This window comes from Methanothrix thermoacetophila PT (assembly GCF_000014945.1).
In the GTDB taxonomy this organism is placed as follows: Archaea; Halobacteriota; Methanosarcinia; order Methanotrichales; family Methanotrichaceae; genus Methanothrix_B; species Methanothrix_B thermoacetophila.
Window position 1 is genome coordinate 1,653,037 of sequence record NC_008553.1, and the last position, 18,513, is coordinate 1,671,549.

17 protein-coding genes are annotated in these 18,513 nt (G+C 52.8%); 12 read left to right on the forward strand and 5 right to left on the reverse strand.

Features of this window, described 5'->3' with window-relative positions:
• Positions 1–2: 2 nt before the first annotated feature.
• On the reverse strand, positions 3–158 hold the full coding sequence (locus MTHE_RS07990) for a hypothetical protein (protein WP_175265931.1): 156 nt from the start codon (positions 156–158) through the stop codon (positions 3–5).
• A 202-nt stretch (positions 159–360) separates the two neighbouring features.
• Between MTHE_RS07990 and MTHE_RS07995 the strand changes: the two genes are divergently transcribed.
• From MTHE_RS07995 to MTHE_RS08020, 6 genes are all read left to right on the forward strand, one after another.
• On the forward strand, positions 361–723 hold the full coding sequence (locus MTHE_RS07995) for a hypothetical protein (RefSeq protein WP_175265683.1): 363 nt from the start codon (positions 361–363) through the stop codon (positions 721–723).
• A 41-nt stretch (positions 724–764) separates the two neighbouring features.
• Positions 765–1,118, forward strand: a complete 354-nt coding sequence (locus tag MTHE_RS08000) for a transposase (protein WP_175265684.1) — start codon at positions 765–767, stop codon at positions 1,116–1,118.
• Positions 1,119–1,318: 200 nt separating this feature from the next.
• Positions 1,319–1,636, forward strand: coding sequence for a DUF167 domain-containing protein (locus tag MTHE_RS08005; protein ID WP_175265930.1), 318 nt, complete (start codon positions 1,319–1,321; stop codon positions 1,634–1,636).
• A 4-nt stretch (positions 1,637–1,640) separates the two neighbouring features.
• Complete coding sequence (locus MTHE_RS08010; RefSeq protein WP_011696677.1) at positions 1,641–2,084, forward strand: toprim domain-containing protein; 444 nt, start codon at positions 1,641–1,643, stop codon at positions 2,082–2,084.
• Positions 2,085–2,409: 325 nt separating this feature from the next.
• Positions 2,410–2,910, forward strand: coding sequence for a hypothetical protein (locus tag MTHE_RS08015; RefSeq protein ID WP_011696678.1), 501 nt, complete (start codon positions 2,410–2,412; stop codon positions 2,908–2,910).
• A gap of 169 nt (positions 2,911–3,079) precedes the next feature.
• Positions 3,080–3,562 (forward strand): COG2426 family protein, encoded by a 483-nt coding sequence (locus tag MTHE_RS08020; RefSeq protein WP_011696679.1) that lies wholly within the window; start codon positions 3,080–3,082, stop codon positions 3,560–3,562.
• Positions 3,563–3,727: 165 nt separating this feature from the next.
• On the opposite strand, the gene MTHE_RS08025 is transcribed toward MTHE_RS08020, so the two are convergent.
• Positions 3,728–4,519, reverse strand: a complete 792-nt coding sequence (locus MTHE_RS08025; protein ID WP_011696680.1) for a class I SAM-dependent methyltransferase — start codon at positions 4,517–4,519, stop codon at positions 3,728–3,730.
• A gap of 489 nt (positions 4,520–5,008) precedes the next feature.
• Between MTHE_RS08025 and MTHE_RS08030 the strand changes: the two genes are divergently transcribed.
• Positions 5,009–6,832 carry a sensor histidine kinase gene (locus tag MTHE_RS08030; protein ID WP_011696681.1) on the forward strand — a complete coding sequence of 608 codons (1,824 nt, stop codon included), beginning with the start codon at positions 5,009–5,011 and terminating at the stop codon, positions 6,830–6,832.
• A 55-nt stretch (positions 6,833–6,887) separates the two neighbouring features.
• On the opposite strand, the gene MTHE_RS08035 is transcribed toward MTHE_RS08030, so the two are convergent.
• Positions 6,888–7,043, reverse strand: a complete 156-nt coding sequence (locus tag MTHE_RS08035) for a hypothetical protein (protein WP_175265931.1) — start codon at positions 7,041–7,043, stop codon at positions 6,888–6,890.
• 189 nt (positions 7,044–7,232) lie between these two features.
• Between MTHE_RS08035 and MTHE_RS08040 the strand changes: the two genes are divergently transcribed.
• The 3 genes from MTHE_RS08040 to MTHE_RS08050 all read left to right on the forward strand — a co-directional run bounded on the left by MTHE_RS08040 (position 7,233) and on the right by MTHE_RS08050 (position 11,554).
• Positions 7,233–8,414 carry a homocitrate synthase family protein gene (locus MTHE_RS08040; RefSeq protein ID WP_011696684.1) on the forward strand — a complete coding sequence of 394 codons (1,182 nt, stop codon included), beginning with the start codon at positions 7,233–7,235 and terminating at the stop codon, positions 8,412–8,414.
• Between the two features lie 244 nt (positions 8,415–8,658).
• Positions 8,659–10,584, forward strand: a complete 1,926-nt coding sequence (rqcH, locus tag MTHE_RS08045; RefSeq protein ID WP_011696685.1) for a ribosome rescue protein RqcH — start codon at positions 8,659–8,661, stop codon at positions 10,582–10,584.
• Positions 10,585–10,957: 373 nt separating this feature from the next.
• The gene (locus MTHE_RS08050; protein ID WP_175265932.1) at positions 10,958–11,554 is read left to right on the forward strand and encodes a hypothetical protein; all 597 of its coding nucleotides are present in this window, start codon (positions 10,958–10,960) and stop codon (positions 11,552–11,554) included.
• A 332-nt stretch (positions 11,555–11,886) separates the two neighbouring features.
• On the opposite strand, the gene speA is transcribed toward MTHE_RS08050, so the two are convergent.
• The gene (gene speA, locus MTHE_RS08055; protein ID WP_011696687.1) at positions 11,887–13,818 is read right to left on the reverse strand and encodes a biosynthetic arginine decarboxylase; all 1,932 of its coding nucleotides are present in this window, start codon (positions 13,816–13,818) and stop codon (positions 11,887–11,889) included.
• Positions 13,819–14,232: 414 nt separating this feature from the next.
• On the opposite strand from speA, the gene MTHE_RS08060 reads away from it, so the two are divergent.
• Entirely contained in the window at positions 14,233–15,138 is a 906-nt protein-coding gene (locus tag MTHE_RS08060; protein ID WP_011696688.1) for an SDH family Clp fold serine proteinase, read from the forward strand.
• On the opposite strand, the gene MTHE_RS08065 is transcribed toward MTHE_RS08060, so the two are convergent.
• Positions 15,128–16,924, reverse strand: a complete 1,797-nt coding sequence (locus tag MTHE_RS08065; RefSeq protein ID WP_011696689.1) for a YgiQ family radical SAM protein — start codon at positions 16,922–16,924, stop codon at positions 15,128–15,130. The two genes, MTHE_RS08060 and MTHE_RS08065, sit on opposite strands and share 11 nt — an antisense overlap.
• Before the next feature lie 538 nt (positions 16,925–17,462).
• On the opposite strand from MTHE_RS08065, the gene trpD reads away from it, so the two are divergent.
• Entirely contained in the window at positions 17,463–18,491 is a 1,029-nt protein-coding gene (gene trpD / locus MTHE_RS08070; protein ID WP_232840853.1) for an anthranilate phosphoribosyltransferase, read from the forward strand.
• The last annotated feature ends 22 nt before the right edge of the window (positions 18,492–18,513 follow it).

Consider the following 18,513-nt stretch of genomic DNA (forward strand, 5'->3'; position numbering starts at 1 on the left):
GCTCACCTTACCCTCTCAACATCATCCGAATGGCATGAAGGACACCTGGGCCCGACGCCGATTCCCTTGAACTTGTGGCCGCATGAGCGACAGACGTAATCGGTCGGGAAGAACGACTCGGGGTCACCCATGTCCGGAGGACCTCCAACTGCGCACACAGATATCACCTCGAAGATATATCACTAAAAATCATTAATTATACTTTTCGGAGGTGACGCTGGTGCAGTCAAAGCATGTGCTGCGGGATTTCATAATGCAAAAGCCAGATGCGGGTGTGTCTAATATGCTAATATTAGAATATGCTGTATTCCAAAGTTAAGCTAAGATAAATTTTAATATACCATAAAACAAGCAAATAACATGCTTAAGAGATGGGATACAAGATTATACGATATTAAGTTAATATTAGAAGTATTTGATTCGTTATCGTTAGATTTGCGATCAATAAATGCTCCAAAACCAAAAGTTTATGATTTGGAGACCATAATTAAGGCACTTTTGATAAAAGAGTTTGAGGGGCATTCTTTAAGATCAGCAGAAGTTAGGATTAAAGAAGTGCTTGGAATAAGAATTGATCATTCAGTTTTGCATTTCTGGGAAAAGAATTTATCTTCAAATATTGAAGAGATATTAAATAAAGTTCTTGAAAGGTTACAATCAATAGATTATACAGATAGTTTCATTGATTCCACTAAATTCGCAAATAAAAAAAGGATATCATAAAGATACAAGCAATAACCAGGAAAAATGAAACGATATTCCCTGTGGAAACGAGGATAAAATCGGAACTAACAGTGCCTGAGGGATCAGGCTATTTATTTGGTGACGGTGAATATGATTCCAGGAAATTTTTGAATGATGTTGTAGATAAAGGTTACATGCCTGTTATTAAACCGAGAAAAATAAGTGCCGGTGGTTTTGGATCCAGAATCAGAGATCGGATCTTTAATAGAGAAATATACAAACACAGATCAGTTTGTGAAGGATTCTTTGGTGCTTTGACCAATTGGTTTGGAGATAGAATACCATGTTTCCTCGAAGAGACAACTATTACAAGGATGCTTCTGAGAGTACTGGCTTATGCATTGAGAATTCTATCAAGATTTAGTATAAAATAAATTTGAATGATAGACACACCCCCCTCGAAAGCCCACCATCACACGAATTTGAAAATACATGTCTTTAAGTGTTATTAATATGAAATAAATTGCTACTATATGCAGAACGGGTATGCTCTTTCGGCGAGCCGGCTTGAGACCCCTCTTTTGTGAAATCCCTGATAGTCAATTTTTTATCACAATGCTGCGAATATGCAGTTGTGAAGACTCTGGACGATGCGATCGAGCGCCATCCTGATGGAGTGGTTCTGCATATCGATGTTATACCGGGATCGTCGGAGCTTGTGGTTCCAGCGGGCTTCAACGCCTGGAGGGGCAGCATCGAGGTCAGGCTTACTGAGAGGGCTGATAAGGGTAAAGCCAACAGACAGCTTCTCCAGGAGATATCCAGGGCGTTTGGGCTCACTCAGGGTGATGTGGAGATAATGAGCGGCCACAGGAGCCAGAGGAAGGTGGTTCTCATGAGAGGCATCGATGCCGAATCCGTTCTGGCGGCTCTCAGGAGATCGATCAGGTGATCGAATGAGACCGCACAGGAAGAACTACGATCTTGAGGCACTCGAGGAGCAGATAGAGGCGCTTCTGGATGCATCGGAGCGAGGCGCAGCTGTAATCGTCGAAGGGCCGCGCGACAGGGATGCACTTCGCAGGATTGGCGTTCCTGGTCCAATACTGATGTCCTCCCAGAGATCTTGTCTGGAGCTTGCAGAGGAGAGTGCGAGATCGTATAGTGAGATCGTGCTGATGACCGACTGGGATGCGCGTGGGGAGGAGATCGCCCACAAGATGGAGGAGTTCCTCCGTCCCACTGGAGTCAGGGTCGATGTGGAGATCAGAAAGCGGCTCAAGATTCTCGTCAGAAAGGAGATAAAGGATGTCGAGAGCCTCTGGATTTTCCTGGAGAGGGCCCGTGAGAGCCAGGGTCTGAGCGATCTCGGGATACGCGCTGTAAGGCGAGCGACATGAGACTCAGGGGCTCTGCATCCATGAGGGGCGTGTCCGAATAAGGATTAAGTGTTTCTAATATGCATAAGCGGCAAGCTCCAGATTTCTGGACTCAGCTCACATCCAAACAGGCCCTGGAATACAAGTTGTGGGCCTGGATTACAGAATGCCGGGAATCGGCGTCGCTCTTATCCATATGATGACTTGCCAGAAGGGACACTGGTCCTGCTATGCACTTCTGGCTAACGAATAGGTTTCAGCAACCAGCTTGTATGTCCTTCAAGTTGCTAGACACGTAAGAGCGATCGGCGTTTATTGGCAAAATTGCATGAATCCCGAGGGTCACATGTTGATCTGGATTAACGAGGGCACATTGCTCGAAGATCCATGGTTAACATACAGCTCCTCTTCCATCGTGGAATCACTCTGTGAGCCATCCTTTTATATCGATTGCCCCATACAGCAGAACGGTGGTATGATGGTGTCCATAAAAGTCGATGCGGATGCGAAGGCCAGGCTGCAGGGCGACGAGAGCCTCGAGAGGTACCCAATAGTCGCAAAGGTTACGGGAAGCGGGAAGGATGGATCTCTGGGGGTGAGGATATCGAGCGATGGTGAGCCCTTGCCAGCAGCGGTCTCAGTTAATGGAGATGTCGGCATCGATATCAGAGAGCTTTCGAGCGTTGCGGAGTCCCTTGCGAAGCTCGTCTCTTCCGGTCTCAAGATATCTGATGCTCCGGTTACCGTATCGCTTGAAGAGATTCCGGTTGATCTCACCATCTCCGTCTATTCACCCAAAGAGGAGCAGGTCTTCCGGGTCCAGATAAAGGGATCACTGGGTAAATGAGGTTGTGTGAGATCATCATCGATGTCTCCAGCAATCAATTCCAAATGCTTCATGAATCTCGTCCAGGGCAATCGATTCCTGCAGTCTCATTCAGCTATTCAAGCCAGAGATCGAACAAATTTGTTATCCGCTATGGAGTTTCAGCCATCCCTTTTATGCTGGAGGTTTTATGATTGAGATTCCGGAATGGGCGATGGTCATGCTGCTGGCAATGTCGCCCATATCAGAGCTTTGCGGAGCGATACCCCTGGCGATTGCCTGCGGCTACTCTCCCCTCGAGGCATACGCGATCTCGGTCATTGGGAATCTGATCCCTGTGGCACCCTTGCTGCTCTTTCTGGGCCCGGTGTCCTCTTTTCTCATGAGATATCCTCCTGGATACCGGTTCTTCACGTGGCTCTTCTCGAGAACCAGAAGGAAATACATCGAGGGCAGGGAAGAGGTTGGTTTTGCCGCCTTGACGCTCTTTGTCGCCATTCCCCTGCCGGTAACCGGTGCCTGGACTGGATGCGTTCTTGCATTTCTTCTCGGATTCAGGCCACTTCCTGCATTTCTCTCAATAGCACTGGGTGTGCTCATAGCAGGCGTGGTAGTGACAGCAGCCGTCACCGGTGCGTTTGCACTCTGCCATACGATACAGATGAGCATTTGAGAGCAACGTGAACGAGCAGATGTGAGCGCTCTTGTTCATCCGATATCCGTCTGCGGAATCGTTGGCCCTGTATGCGTTTGCGGATAATGTGTGCTTCCAGCAGGCAGGATTGAGCGAACCTCCAGTTACCAAACACATATGAGCGCATGATGTGCGCTTCAACACTCAATCCGGCTGCTTCTCAGCCAGAGCCTGCAGCCGCATCATTCTGACGTGTATCATGCCATCGGGAGATGAATAACGATCGATGTAGCGCCTCGCTATCTCCTGGACAAATGGAGAGCGCAGCTCCACAGGAAGCCTCTGGAGATAAGGATGCCATGTTGATCTCAGGAAACCCTCGAGCGCCTCGCGGCTGCTGTGCACCATATCCTTGGGTATGAGTTTCACACTCACGGTGTGGAGACCTGCCGCCGGGATCCACATCTCGTAATCATCAGGTTCGTAGAAGAAGTACGGGAATTGGAAGTCCTTGAAGTAAGAGGCAAAGCTTTCCTCCAGACACACCTCTGATGTTGTATCCAAAAGCTGAGCCGCGTTTCCCCTGCCGCCACACTGCACGAGCATCCTGCCGCCGGGAACAAGGCTCCTGTATATGCCTTGCAGGACTGAGAGGTGGTCCCTGATCCAGTGGAGGCAGGCGAATGACACCACTATATCGAACTCCTCATCGAAGCGGAGGTCGAGTGCGTCACCCTGCTCGAATCTCAGGTTCCTGAAGATCACAGGAGAATACCTGCGCCTCGCGAATGATATCATATCCGGGGAGATGTCTATTCCGAGGACAGATCCATCAGGCACAAGCTGTGAGATCCGGGCGGTGATCTTTCCATCGCCACAGCCGATATCGAGTATGCGCTCGTCTCCTCTGATACTCAGCTCTGAGAGCGCACTCATAGCCCACTCCTGCTGAGCCGAGGAGCACCTCTCGTACTCCTCCGGATCCCATGTGTACATGATATGGTGGTTCAGACTCGATCCAGATAAATACACTTCCGATTCTGGAGGATTGATGAGAATCTCCGGCATCCAGGCAGTGAAGCACCGTATAATTCTGTGAGGGATCATGAGATCTCCGGACACTCTACGATATCCAGTTACAGACTGCGAATTCACTGCCCACCGGAATTGGGAAAACGTTTATCGTCGCCAGGCTTCTGCGATATCCAGTTACAGACTGCAGATTCCCTGCCCACCTGTGGTATCATTCCCGGAATCCGAGAAATGCTCAAAACGCTCTTGTGTATTCAGCAACTTAGAGGACATGTAGTCCGGTTGCTGGAAGCACTCATTCATTCTCCAAGAACGCATGCCGGGGCCATTGTCTTTCCAGAAAGTCACCGTATGGATAAGAGCTTACTCGAAAATGCAAAAGATTTAGATAGGATGCTGGAATTTCATATTCTGGGGGCTGAAAAGGAACTCTGAGAGGGGTTCATAATATTCATGAATCGGGGTTATAACGGATCTGAGGAGGGTGGGCGACCGAACCGCTATTTGACGTTTCGCCGTGCTCTCCTGCTGGGCACGGCTATCCTGATCGTAAGATCCGCGATCGTTCTCTACCTCGAGGATCAGGAGCAACTGCGCGTAACCATAGATGATATCATTTTCCCGGTGGTCAACGGGCTTGCTGCACTCTCTCTCTTCAGAGCGGCGAGGACCACGAGATCAAAGGATGAGATGATGTACATCGCCTGGGCGTTCTTCGCAGTTGCGCAGGTGCTTTACGCCCTTGGAGATGTCCTCTGGAGCATCCTGGAGATCGGATTGAAGGAGACACCATTTCCGTCGATTGCTGATGGCCCCTACCTCGCATACTATCCTCTTTTCCTCATCGGCGTCCTTCTGCTCCCATCCACCTACCAGAGCACCTTCGAGCGCATAAAGTCCCTCCTGGACACGGGTGTTGTGACGATATTCGCAATCCTGATCTTCTGGAGCCTTCTCATCGCACCCACGGTCGCGACGCTTGAGGAACCAGATCCTCTCGCAAACGCGATCGCGGTCGCGTATCCGGTTGCGGATCTCGTTCTGGCATTCGCCCTCATAGCGCTCATCTTCAGAAGAATAGAGCATATAGCGCAACGACCCATCCTGCTTCTGGCAGCAGGCGCTGTTTTCATGATAATAGCGGATTCGAGATTCATGGTTCAGGCTCTGAGAGATGTCTATGTGCCCGCAACACTCGGCGACAGCTTCTGGCTGATCTCCTACATACTCACCGGACTTGCAGGAGTGCTTCAGGTGGAGACCGTCTGCGTGCCAGTAAAACCATCTGCAGAGCGACCATCACCTGGGTTCACATGGCCTCTGTACATCCCATACATCTGTGCCATCTCTGCATATGCATTCCTGATCTGGAGCATTGAACAAGAGGACGTCAACCTTTATATCCGCCACCACCATCTCGCCGCGGGCGTCGGGATGATAATACTGCTCATAATACTGAGGCAGATAATCGCGATCAAGGAGAATACGATGCTTTACGCGGCCGCCCAGAAAGAGCTGCATCAGAGGATCGCTTCTGAGCGTGAGAAGGAGCACCTCATAAAAGAGCTTGAGTCCAAGACATCGGAGATGGAGAGGTTCATATACACCGTCTCTCACGACCTCAGATCGCCTCTGATCACTGTCAGCGGGTTTCTTGGGTTCCTGAGGGATGATATTGAGAAGGGCGCATGGGATAAGGTTGGGGAGGACATCGATATACTTGAGGGCGCAATCACGAAGATGGACATGCTGCTCCAAGATACGCTGGAGCTCAGCCGCATCGGCCGGATGATGAACCCACCTGAGGACGTGCTATTCTCTGATATCGTCAGAGAGGCTCTGGAGCAGACCTCTGAGAGGATAAGGTCCAGGGGCGTGAGCGTGGTTGTGACGGGTGACATGCCAGTGGTCCACGTGGACAGGATGAGGGCTGTGGAGGCGCTTGTCAATCTCATAGAGAACAGTGCCAAGTACATGGGAGATCAGAGGGATCCGAGGATAGAGATTGGATGCATGAGGGACGGTGAAACTGTATTCTATGTAAAAGATAACGGCATCGGGATAGACCCAAAAAACCACAAGAGGGTATTCGAGCTCTTCTATAAGGTGGATAACAGATCAGAGGGCGCCGGCGCCGGACTGGCCATCGTCAAAAAGATCATCGAGGTTCATGGTGGCCGGATATGGATAGAGTCAGAGCTGGGAAGGGGATGCACGGTCTTCTTCACCCTGCCTCTATCGGATAGCTCCATAACTGAGGACGACTCCAATCGGTAGGCCCCAAACAGCAAGGTCGCTCTCAGGGCGCGGGCTCCGGTCTTCCTGCAGGAGCTCACCTTACCCTCTCAACATCATCCGAATGGCATGAAGGACACCTGGGCCCGACGCCGATTCCCTTGAACTTGTGGCCGCATGAGCGACAGACGTAATCGGTCGGGAAGAACGACTCGGGGTCACCCATGTCCGGAGGACCTCCAACTGCGCACACAGATATCACCTCGAAGATATATCACTAAAAATCATTAATTATACTTTTCGGAGGTGACGCTGGTGCAGTCAAAGCATGTGCTGCGGGATTTCATAATGCAAAAGCCAGATGCAAAGCTTGATTTTGGCGATCCAGGAACAATCTTTCCTGCGAAATCGATTTAAGAAATGAGGCCAAGAACGGAAAGGGATGAGCGACTTCTCCGTCAATCAGTTTCTTGAGATGGCCGGCACCCCTCCTCTGGATATAGAGATATGCGATGTAACGCTTAGGGACGGCGAGCAGATGCCGGGGGTTGTGTTCAAGCCCGAGGAGAAGCTTGAGATCGCTAGGAGGCTCGACGAGATCGGCGTCGAGATCATAGAGGCCGGATTTCCAGTTGTATCAAAGAGCGAAAAGAACGCGGTGAGAGATATCTGCAATCTCGGCCTGAATGCGAAGATATCCGCTCTCTCCAGGTCCAGGCAGTCTGATGTCGATGTGGCGATCGATTGCGGTGTTGATATGGTGAGCGTATTCATAGCGACCTCAGATCTCCATCTGAAATACAAGCTGCATATGACATGCGCAGAGGCGATAAGGTGTGCGCTGGAGACTGTTGAGTATGCAAAGGAGCATGGTCTCATAGTCAGGTTCTCGGCTGAGGATGCGACGCGAACGGATTTCAACACGCTCAAGAAGCTCTACAAAAAAGCAGAGGAGTACCACGCAGATTACGTGAGCGTGGCCGACACAGTCGGCATAATGAACCCGAGGACGATGTACTACATGATCAGCGAGATCAAGAAGATTGTGAACATTCCGATATGTGTTCACTGTCACGATGATCTCGGTCTCGCGCTGGCGAACACCCTTGCCGGAGCAGAGGCGGGCGCGAAGCAGCTCCACACCACCGTCAACGGCATCGGCGAGAGGAGCGGAAACACGCCGCTTGAGGAGCTGCTGGTCAACCTTCGCCTACACTACGGCATAGATCGCTACGATCTGAGCAAACTCAAGTCGATCTCCTCTCTGGTGGAGAGATATTCGGGCGTACCTGTTGCAAAGAACAAGGCTGTTGTTGGAGATAATGCCTTTGCGCACGAATCCGGGATCCATGTCGCCGCGGTCCTCGAGGAGCCCAGGACCTATGAGCTCTACTCCCCTGAGATGGTGGGGGCTGAGAGGAGGATCATCATCGGGAAGCACACAGGAGCCAAGGCGCTCAAGTACATCACGAAGAAGATGGGCTATGACCTGGAGAAAAAGGATCTCTGCCTCCTTGCTGAGAAGGTGAAGACCGCGAGCGAGTTCAAGAGACCGATAACATGCGATGAGTTGAGAAGACTGATCCTCGATCTCAAAATAGAGTTTGTGTACAACGGTCCGTAGTGAAGAGAAACACATGCAAAATCTGCAGAGTAACAGATTTTCTGTAAATTCGAAACTGGTCGGATTGCTTCGCACCAGCTTGAGATCAATTTGCAGAAACTCGGCAGACTGCCTCAAATACAGATCAACACCATCCCCTCCAGGTGCCCTTCTGAGCGCGTGGTTCTTCCCCAGCAGCGGGGAGACGCGTCAAATACTCCTTTCTGGGGGGAGTTTCCGCTACCCCTGAAACACAGGAGGTTCCATGAAGAAAGCAATGAGCAATGTGGATGTGGCTGCGATCGTGGCTGAGCTTCAAACCCGGATAGCCGGGGGATTTTTCGGCAAGGCCTACCAGAGCTCGGGAGATGCCATATGGCTCACAATCCAGGCACGCGAGGGGAGGCTGGATATCATCCTGGAGGCGGGAAGAAGGGCGCACGTCACCAGGAAAGAGAGAGTGGTGGGCAGGACTCCTCCGCAGTTCCCTGCGATGCTCCGCTCACGGCTCTCTGGCGGGAGGATCGTGAGCGTTGAGCAACACGACTTCGACAGGGTCATGGAGATCTGCGTTGAGAGATCTGATGGAAGGTATCGGCTGGTGGTTGAGCTCTTCCCGAAGGGGAACATGCTGCTTCTCGATGATGAAATGAGGATCATACTCCCGCTCAGGCCGATGAGCTTCAGGGACAGGAAGCTCATCGCTGGCGAGCAGTACGTATACCATGCTGGAGCAGAGGATCCGAGAAGCGTATCGATTGAGCGGCTGGAGGCGATCCTCCACAGCTCAGACGCAGATCTCGTGAGAACACTTGTTCGCAACCTCAATATGGGCGGGACGTATGGGGAGGAGGTCTGCCTCAGGGCCGGGGTGGATAAGAACACCCCTGCAACCGCTCTATCAGAGGAGGAGATCGCGAGGGTGCATTCTGCTCTGAGAGATGTCTTCGATATCAGAGAGATCAGGCCTCAGATAGTTTACAGGGACGGGGAGCCGTTTGATGTGATCCCCTTCCCGCTGGAGGTCTACAAGGGGCTCGAGGCGAGATCCTTCGAGAGGTTCAGCGATGCACTTGATGAGTTCTTCGTGGCAGAGCCGGAGATGCCCAAACTCAGCGCTCTTGAGAGAAGGCTGGAGCTCCAGAGGGCTGCGATCGATGAGCTCAGGGCCAAGGAGACTCAGCTGGCCTCGATGGGCGATTTCATTTACCAGAGGTATTCTGAGATCGACTCGATACTGAAGGCGATAGCAGGTGCGAGGGAGAGAGGGTTATCATACACAGACATCTGGGAGAGGATACAGAGCTCGGGAAAGTCTGCTGTAAAATCCCTGGATTACAGCGGCGAGATGATAGTAGAGATTGATGGGGTCACTCTGGAGCTGAATGCAGGTCTCACAGTGCCTCAGAACGCAGGGAGGTACTATGAGCGTGCTAAAGAGGCGGCGAAGAAGGCCGCAGGAGCAGAGGAGGCTCTGAGGAGGACAGAAGATCTCCTTCAGCGTGGAGAGGAGCGAAGAAGGTCTCCAGTTTTGAAACGAAGACATAAACCGAGGTGGTTCGAGAGGTTCAGGTGGTTCTACTCCTCAGATGATTTCCTTGTCATAGGCGGGAGGGATGCGGATGGGAACGAGGAGATATACCTCAAGTACCTGGAGAAGAGGGATCTCGCGCTCCACACAGACTACCCCGGAGCGCCGCTGACGGTGATAAAGACGGAGGGGCGGGAGGTGCCGGAGAGGACTGTGGAGGAGGCAGCGCAGTTCGCCGTCAGCTACAGCAACCTCTGGAGGGAGGGCGTGGCCTCGGGCGACTGTTATGTGGTCAGAGGTGATCAGGTCACCAAGACCCCAGAGCACGGCGAGTTTCTGAGAAAGGGAGCGTTCGTCGTCCGAGGGGAGCGCAGGTATCTCAGAGATGTCCCTCTGGGGGTTGCACTTGCGATCGCCGATGGATCCTTGATAGGTGGGCCGGTCTCAGCAGTGAGATCTAAAAGTTCGGAGGCGATCGAGCTCGAGCCGGGCGAGTACATGCCAGACGATCTCGCGAAGATGATATACAGGCAGCTCCTCGAGATCTGCGAGGACAGGAGGTACCTGAAGGCGATCGCGTCTCCTGATAAGATCGTGGCATTCCTGCCTCCCGGCGGATCCAGGATCAGGCGGTTTGATGTGAGGAAGATCGGCGTCTAGGGAGCGCGCATCTCGTCAATCGCCTTAACCGAAAAACTTATATTCGACGAAAGCCGTAAGAATAATTGGGCAAAAGTCGGAGATTGTTTTTCCTCCCTCCTACATCCCACAACGGCTTTTGCTCGCACTTCTCTTCTTATATACGATTCCAGTGATGTGCATCTGTGCGCGTTCTCTTTCGAATCGCTGAGTGGGACGAGCCAAATCGTCGTGATGTTTGTGGGCACATTGATTCGATGTGTGATCTGCACACCAATCCAGGTTGTGGCGGATCAGGCATCGATCTGAGCGATCAAGGCAGAGGAAGCCGCACTCGTACTGGAGCTCTCCCTCCCTGCATCTTAAAATACCAGATCCGTCCACCTCTATGTGGATGAGAGAGCTGATGTCTTTGATGCTCGCGGCTGCGATCCTTGCAGCAGTTGCATGCCTGGTTGTTATTAGTGACAGAGCAGAATCGATCTCAGTTGACGAGTACATAAGCGCCTCGCGGGGTGAGGTCACGCCTGTATTCGACCCGAGGTTCCCTGCTGACCCCAGGAGCTCAAGAAAGCTGTGGGAGGCGAGGAAGGAGTCTGGCACCGATGCGGAGCAAGAGACGGAAGCGCTGGCTGAGAATGTATCCGAGGTATCTGCTGCGCCTGTGTTGGAGGAGAATGCTCCAGAGATCTCCGGCAGGCTGAGATTCGTGCTGAAGGACCTGACATCGAAGGGCCTGGAACTGCACCTATATCGCCTTGATGGTACTGTCTTCGGCCATGGCACCATATCTGAGAACGGCTCGACCCAGCAGGTATCCGCGATAGGAGATATCCGAGGAAATACGGTTGATCTCGATGTCATCTCCGAATATACCATCTACAGGCTCAAGATCGATTCGAGCAAAAGCCCCATGACAGGCAGCTTCACAGCCTACAGAGCCGATGCCTCCTCGTGGCCGGGTGTGGTGTACCAGGAGGGCGCTGCCTGAGAATCACAGCCGATCGATACATATGGGACATGTGTGATATCCAAGCAGGCCCCTGCGCGCCGCCCGAGCTCATGTAATGCCGGTTCACCGGACCGATTTCTCAGGAGGAGCAACTCCCAAGAGCTACACGCAAAACCGGGCTTGTCCTTATCCATATGATGACTTTCCTGGAAAGACAATGGCCCCGGCATGCGTTCTTGGAGAATGAATGAGTGCTTCCAGCAACCGGACTACATGTCCTCTAAGTTGCTGAACGCACAAGAGCGACCGGGCTCCTTCGTGGCTCACAGTAGGGGTGGGTGAGGGATCGGATGCCACAGGCAGACCGATCCTCAGATGCGACCCGTCTCGATCATAACCCTGTGAGCTGCGCTGTTCAGCAGCTCTTTATCCTCATCGGTCTCGGAGGCCAGGCATGGGGAGTTGAAGTACGTGGTCGTACTGAGCGCTCTCCTGACCTCCTCAAGCACCGCCTCGAGCTGTGGTTCCGTTGCACATCTCTCGCCAAGCCTCTGGAGGTAAGCCTCTGTGTCGTAGTTGAAGAACTTCAGGAGCTTCTCGCATGTATCTCCTGGTATGCGCCTGGATATCCTCCAGCTCCTTCCCTCCACAAGCACATGAACCTCTGTAACGCAGCCGAGGAGGTTGTGGAAGTCCCCGAGCGTGTCCTGGTAGGCCCCCAGCAGGAATATGCCCATGTAGTAGTCCTCGCTCCTACTGAGCTTGTGGAGCTCTATGGCCTCCTTCCCTCCTGCAAAGCTCTTTATCTCGCCATCTGAATCACATGTTATGTCCGCTATTGTCCCACATTCTGATGGCACCTCCCTGAGCCTGTGAAGGGGCATTATTGGGAATATCTGGCCCACACCCCACATGTCCGGCACCGACTGGAAGAGCGAGAAGTTCCCTATGTATTTCTGCCCCACGAGCTTCTTCAGCTCCCTGAACTCCTCGGAGTTGTCGCCGGCATGTCTTGCCAGGCTCACGGCCTTCTGGCAGACCATCCAGAAGAGCATCTCCCCCTTCGCGCGCTCCTCAAGCCCGATATTGCCTAGGTTGAACGAGTCGAGCAGCTCATCCCTGTAATGGAGGGCATCGTGGTAGTACTCCTTGTAGTTCTTGAGGTTGATGTTCTTGAAGGCAAAGTAGAGATCCTCTATCTGTATGGGATCCCCCTCAAGCGGAAACGCCACGAACCCATCCTTGGAGTTCTTCTTGCCGATTATCTTGAAGACCAGGAATGAGTGGTATGCAGCTATCGCCCTGCCGCTCTCTGAGACAATCGTAGGACACGGCACGCCCTCCTCCTCGCATATCTTCTGGAGCGTGTAAACGATGTCGTTGCTGTACTCCCGCAGAGTGTAGTTCGCGCTCGAGGGCCCGGAACTCTTCGAGCCATCATAGTCAACGCTCAGGCCGCCTCCAACGTTGAAGTACTCTATCTCAGCGACCTTTCTCACCTTCGCGTAGATCCTAGCGGCCTCGTTCATCGCGTGCTTTATTCTGTGTATGTCTGTGATCTGAGATCCGATGTGGAAGTGTATCATCCTGAGGCGATCGAGCAGGCCGTTCTCCTCCAGGATCTTCAGCAGCTCCAGGCACTCGATGGTCGAGAGTCCGAACTTGGCCGACTCGCCGCCGGACTCGGCCCATCTGCCACTACCCTTTGAGAAGAGCTTGACCCTCATACCTAGAAGTGGCCTCACCTCCATGCTCCTGGCCAGTCTCAGTATATCGAAGATCTCCTCGAAGAGGTCCACGACTATTATTATCTTATGCTTGTCTGAGAACATCAGGGCCAGACGGAGGAAATCGTCATCCTTGTATCCATTGCAGATCAGCAGCGAGTCCTCAGGAAGATCCAGTGTAAGCGCGGCGAGCAGCTCCGCCTTTGTGCCTATCTCCAAGCCGATGTTGATCTCCCTGCCGTAATTCAGGATGTACTCTATGACCTCTTTCCTCTGATTCACCTTCATGGGAAATACCGGCTGGTACTTTCCCTGGTAGCCGAACTCTGATATGGATCCTGTAAATGCTCTGTATATCTCCCAGATTCTGTGCTCTATTATCTGAGGAAATCTCAGAAGCACAGGCAGGTTCTCTCCGGATGTCTCCAGTCTCCTGATGACATCCATAACATCGACACAGCTGTCGCTGCTCTTGTTCGGCATCACGACGACGTTGCCCTTCTCGTTGATTGAGAAGTAGCCGTCACCCCAGCCGTGAATTCCATAGAGGGCGATGGAGTCGTCAACCTTCCACATCCGCGGAGCCCCCATCGCATCTGAGCATCTTGAACCAGCTGCCTGTTCTGCACCTTCCCCTCAGCCAGCCCTCAGGTGGACTGCCCCGAATGATATTGGTAATCATCTCAGATCACTCCCACAACCGATACATGGAAATGTGAATGTCCATTTGAGCGTCGATGTTGAGGGTGTTCTGGTATATAAAGATGTGACCTGGAAATGGGGAGAAGCTGCATGCTTCTGGTCCGAGTACCCTGGATGCAACCAGAACTGTCCAAATGCATTCATCCGATGTGCACGTACAGATAGTGTACTCGCATCGTTGAGCTCAAACGGAAAAGACCTAGAACTGGGTCAATTCAGCATTGTGCCAATGCATTGACCGCCTGTTCAGCTATCCGAGTCTACAAAATAAGCATTCATCTATTAAACATGATCCTCCAAAGAAATAAATATCGAGAACATCCATATCCTTATGTGGACGATGTGTACAGTCAGATCCCGGTGGAGCAAATACTCAGCAATCTCTGGATAATTCTCTTCCTGCTGCTTTTTCTCGTGCCGATGGTCCAGAGGAACATCCTGCAGATGGCCAGGAAGCGTCTCCTCGTGAAGCTCGGGAAGAGGAGAGGCTCGCTTGTGATAACCCTGATACACAGGCAGGAGGTCATAAGCTTGCTCGGGCTGCCTCTCGCAAGGTACATAGATATCGATGACAGCGAGGAGGTTCTCAGGGCGATACGCAGCGCGCCGAATGATGTGCCCATTGACATAATACTCCACACTCCGGGGGGGCTCGCGCTTGCTGCGACGCAGATCGCCCTGGCGTTGAAGAACCACCCTGCGAGGACGAGCGTGATAATACCGCACTACGCGATGTCCGGCGGCACCCTGATCGCCCTCGCGGTAGACGAGATAATCATGGATCCAAATGCCGCTCTTGGCCCTGTGGACCCGCAGCTTGGCGACCAGACCGGCGCATACCCGGCGACATCGATACTGAAGGTTGTTGAGAAGAAGAAGATCGACGAGATCGATGACAAGACGCTGATACTAGCTGAGGAGGCGAGGAAGGCAGTGGAGCAGATGAAGGCGCTGCTTCGCAGGATTGTATGCTCAGACTGTGATGAGGAGACTGTCAACAGAATCATCGAGGAGATGGTATCTGGGAAGTATACACACGACCACCCATTCCTGGCAGATGATCTCAGGGCTCTGCTCGGAGATCGCGTGAAGACTGATGTCCCCCAGGAAGTCTACGAGCTCATGGCACTCTACAGGATGGACATAAGCAGGAGGCGCCCCGGGGTTGAGTACGTGCCGATGTCTAAGGGTTAGATGGCACCAGACACATCGGTCCATCCCCGATCAGATCTGTTCTGTCTGCTGAAATCAACCCCTCCCTGACAAGCTTGCGGTTCTGTGGAAGCCAGTATTGGAGGAGCGCTCTCTGGATCATCTTCTCCCTGCCCCTGGGAACATGGACAGGCTTCATCGTGAACGGATCGAGTCCGGTATGATACATCGTCGTGGAGACCGTCATCGGCGTGGGCGTGAAGTCCTGGACCTGCTCAACTCTTATGCGATGATCGCGCATGTACTCGGCCAGCTCTATCATATCCCTCACAGTACAGCCTGGATGGCCCGACATGAGATACGGTAGCACATACTCCTCCCTTCCAGATTTTCCTGCTGCACGACGGAAGCAATTCATGAACGCGTCCAGCACCTCCACAGGTGGCTTGTGCATGCATCTCGTCACGCTTTCAGAGATATGCTCAGGTGCGATCTTGAGATGGCCTGATACATGCTCGCGGCATAGCTCCTCCAGAAAGAGCTCCCCGTATTTTTCGTCTCTCACTACAAGATCGTGGCGTATTCCAGAGCTGACGAAGACATGCCTGACGCCAGGTATCTCCTTTAGCCTTCGCAGCAGTTCAAGGTATCTTCTGTGGGATATCTCGATATTATCGCACTCTGGCGTGCATATTCTTCCGCACCCTCCCCGCTCCCACAGGGCACAAACCATGCCGTACATGTCGGCTGTCGGTCCCCCCACATCCTGTATCACCCCCCTGAATCCGGGCATCTCAACCAGCCTCCGCGCCTCCTTGAGGATCGATTCTATGCTCCTGGACTGCACAATGCGCCCCTGATGGTGTGTCAGCGCGCAAAAGCTGCAGGAGCCAAAGCAGCCACGGTGGCTTGTTATGGAGAACCTGACACTCTCCAGCGCTGGCACAGGTTTTCTGTACGACGGATGCTCTCTCCTGATGTACGGGAGCTCGTATATCCTGTCGAGCTCCTCTGTTTTTAGCGGTCTTGCAGGAGGATTCTGGACTATGACCGTCTTGGGGTGGGGCTGCACAACAGCTCTGCCCCTGAACGGGTCCTGCTCCATGTAGTGGAGCCTGAACGCCTCTGCGTACTTCCTCTTGTCCGAGGAGACCTCATCGAATGAAGGTATAACAGTGTACTCCTCGTGGCTGGAGCTCTTCCACTCCTTAACGCTCATCTTGAAGACCGTGCCCCTTACGTCCCTGATCTCGCCGATTGACTCTCCTCTCTCCAGCCTGGATGCTATTTCAACCACGGCCAGCTCTCCCATACCGAAGACGAGGAGATCTGCGGGGGCATCTGCAATTATGGATCTCCTCACAGAGTCAGACCAGTAATCGTAATGCGCAAACCTACGAAGGCTGGCCTCGATGCCGCCAAGCACTACGGGCCTTCCTGGAAATATCGAGTGGATCCTGTCAGCATAGACCAGAGTGGCTCGATCCGGCCTCCTGATCTCTCCTCCCGGGGAGTACACGTCGCCGCTCCTCCTCTTGAGATTTGGAGTGAAGGCGTTGACCATAGAGTCGACGTTTCCGGCTGTTACTCCGAAAAAGAGCCGAGGCTCGCCGAGGCGCTTGAAGTCCTCTGATCTCCTCCAGTCGGGCTGCGGGATGATTCCCACGGTGAATCCGGCATCCCACAGAACCCTTCCGATGAGCGCGGCTCCGAAAGATGGATGGTCCACATATGCATCGCCTGTGACCAAAATCACGTCGAGCTGATCTACACCAAGCTCCTTCATCTCTCTTCTGGAGATCGGCAGGTACTCTGGCTGCTCCGGCATCACATACCAGAGTATCGGCCGGATTTAAAAAGCTGGCTCAGAGGGTGTACTCATGCATTGAGCTCAACCCATTGACATTGATCAGACAATCGACATTCTGTGTGCGGGCTCGGAGGGTGTACTCATACATTGAGCTCAACCCACCTGAAATGATAGAGATTTCCTCCTTCCACGTTGGTAGGCGGGTCATGTACTCGAATCATTGAGGTTGACAGCAGGTGACCTCGCAGGATTTGCGATCTCTTGTGAGAGTGAATCGGAACCCTGAAGTCCCATTCAGCGATTCGAGCCTATCATCCGATCCCACGACCACACTTTCTTTCGACGATCTCTGCCAGAACACAACATCACCTGAGACATCTCCACATATTTTGATCATCGGACCTGTCCGGATACTAAGGCCAGAGATTTGGGCTTACTGCTTTTCGATGTCTGAGAATGCTTGATCTTGTTCGGACACGTCCGATCATTCCTACACAAATCTTATATACGATGTACTAATTTAGTCATCAAAGTACATTAATCTACAAAGGTGATCATGTTGAACTATCTGGCGAGGCTGATTGAGGGGCAGAATCTCACCATAGAGGAGGCAGAATCTCTCCTGGGCGCGTTCTTCGATGGCGCTACCGATGCGCAGATCGCCTCAGCTCTTACCGCTCTGAGGATGAAGGGTGAGACTGCTGAGGAGCTCGCAGGTATGGCAAAGAGGATGCGTGAGTCCGCGATCCGAATACGCCCCAGGGTCTCCGGAACGCTGGTCGATACATGCGGGACTGGTGGGGACAGCACAAACACGATAAATGTGAGCACAGCAGCCGCGATAGTTGCAGCAGCGTGCGGCGTGCCAGTCGCGAAGCACGGGAACTACGCTGTGAGCTCACGATGCGGAAGCGCCAACGTCCTCGAGGCTCTGGGTGTCAACATCTCCTGCCCTCCTGAGAGGGTGGAGAGCATCATAGAGTCTGTCGGGATCGGGTTCATGCTCGCCCCGCTCTTTCATCCGGCGATGAAGCGCGTAGCGCATATCAGAAAGGAGATGGGGATCAGGACCGTGTTCAACGTTCTTGGGCCGCTCACAAATCCGGCAGGTGCTGAGGCTCAGGTCGTGGGGGTGTACTCACCAGCACTCTGTGAGAAGATCGCAAATGTTCTGAACCTTCTCGGAACTAAACGGGCGATGGTTGTGCACGGCAGCGGTCTTGACGAGATATCAAACACAGGCAGCACCTTCGTCTCCGAGCTGTGCGATGGGGTGGTGAGAAACTACGTTGTGGATCCCCGGGATCTTGGGTATCCGCTCGCAGATCTGAATGAGATCGCTGGAGGGACTCCTGATGAGAACGCGGAGCGTCTCGTGAGGATATTGAAGGGCGAGAAGAGCAGGGCGAGGGAGCTGGTGGCGATGAACGCAGGCGCAGCAGTGTACGTCTCGGGAATCGCATCCAGCCTGAGAGAGGGGTGCGCGATCGCAGAGGGCGCCATAAGCTCCGGTAGCGCTCTGGAGACCCTGAAGACCCTGGTCGAGGAGAACGGGGATCCTGGAAGGCTCAGGAGATTCCTGTGATCCATGCAAAACAACTTCCCGG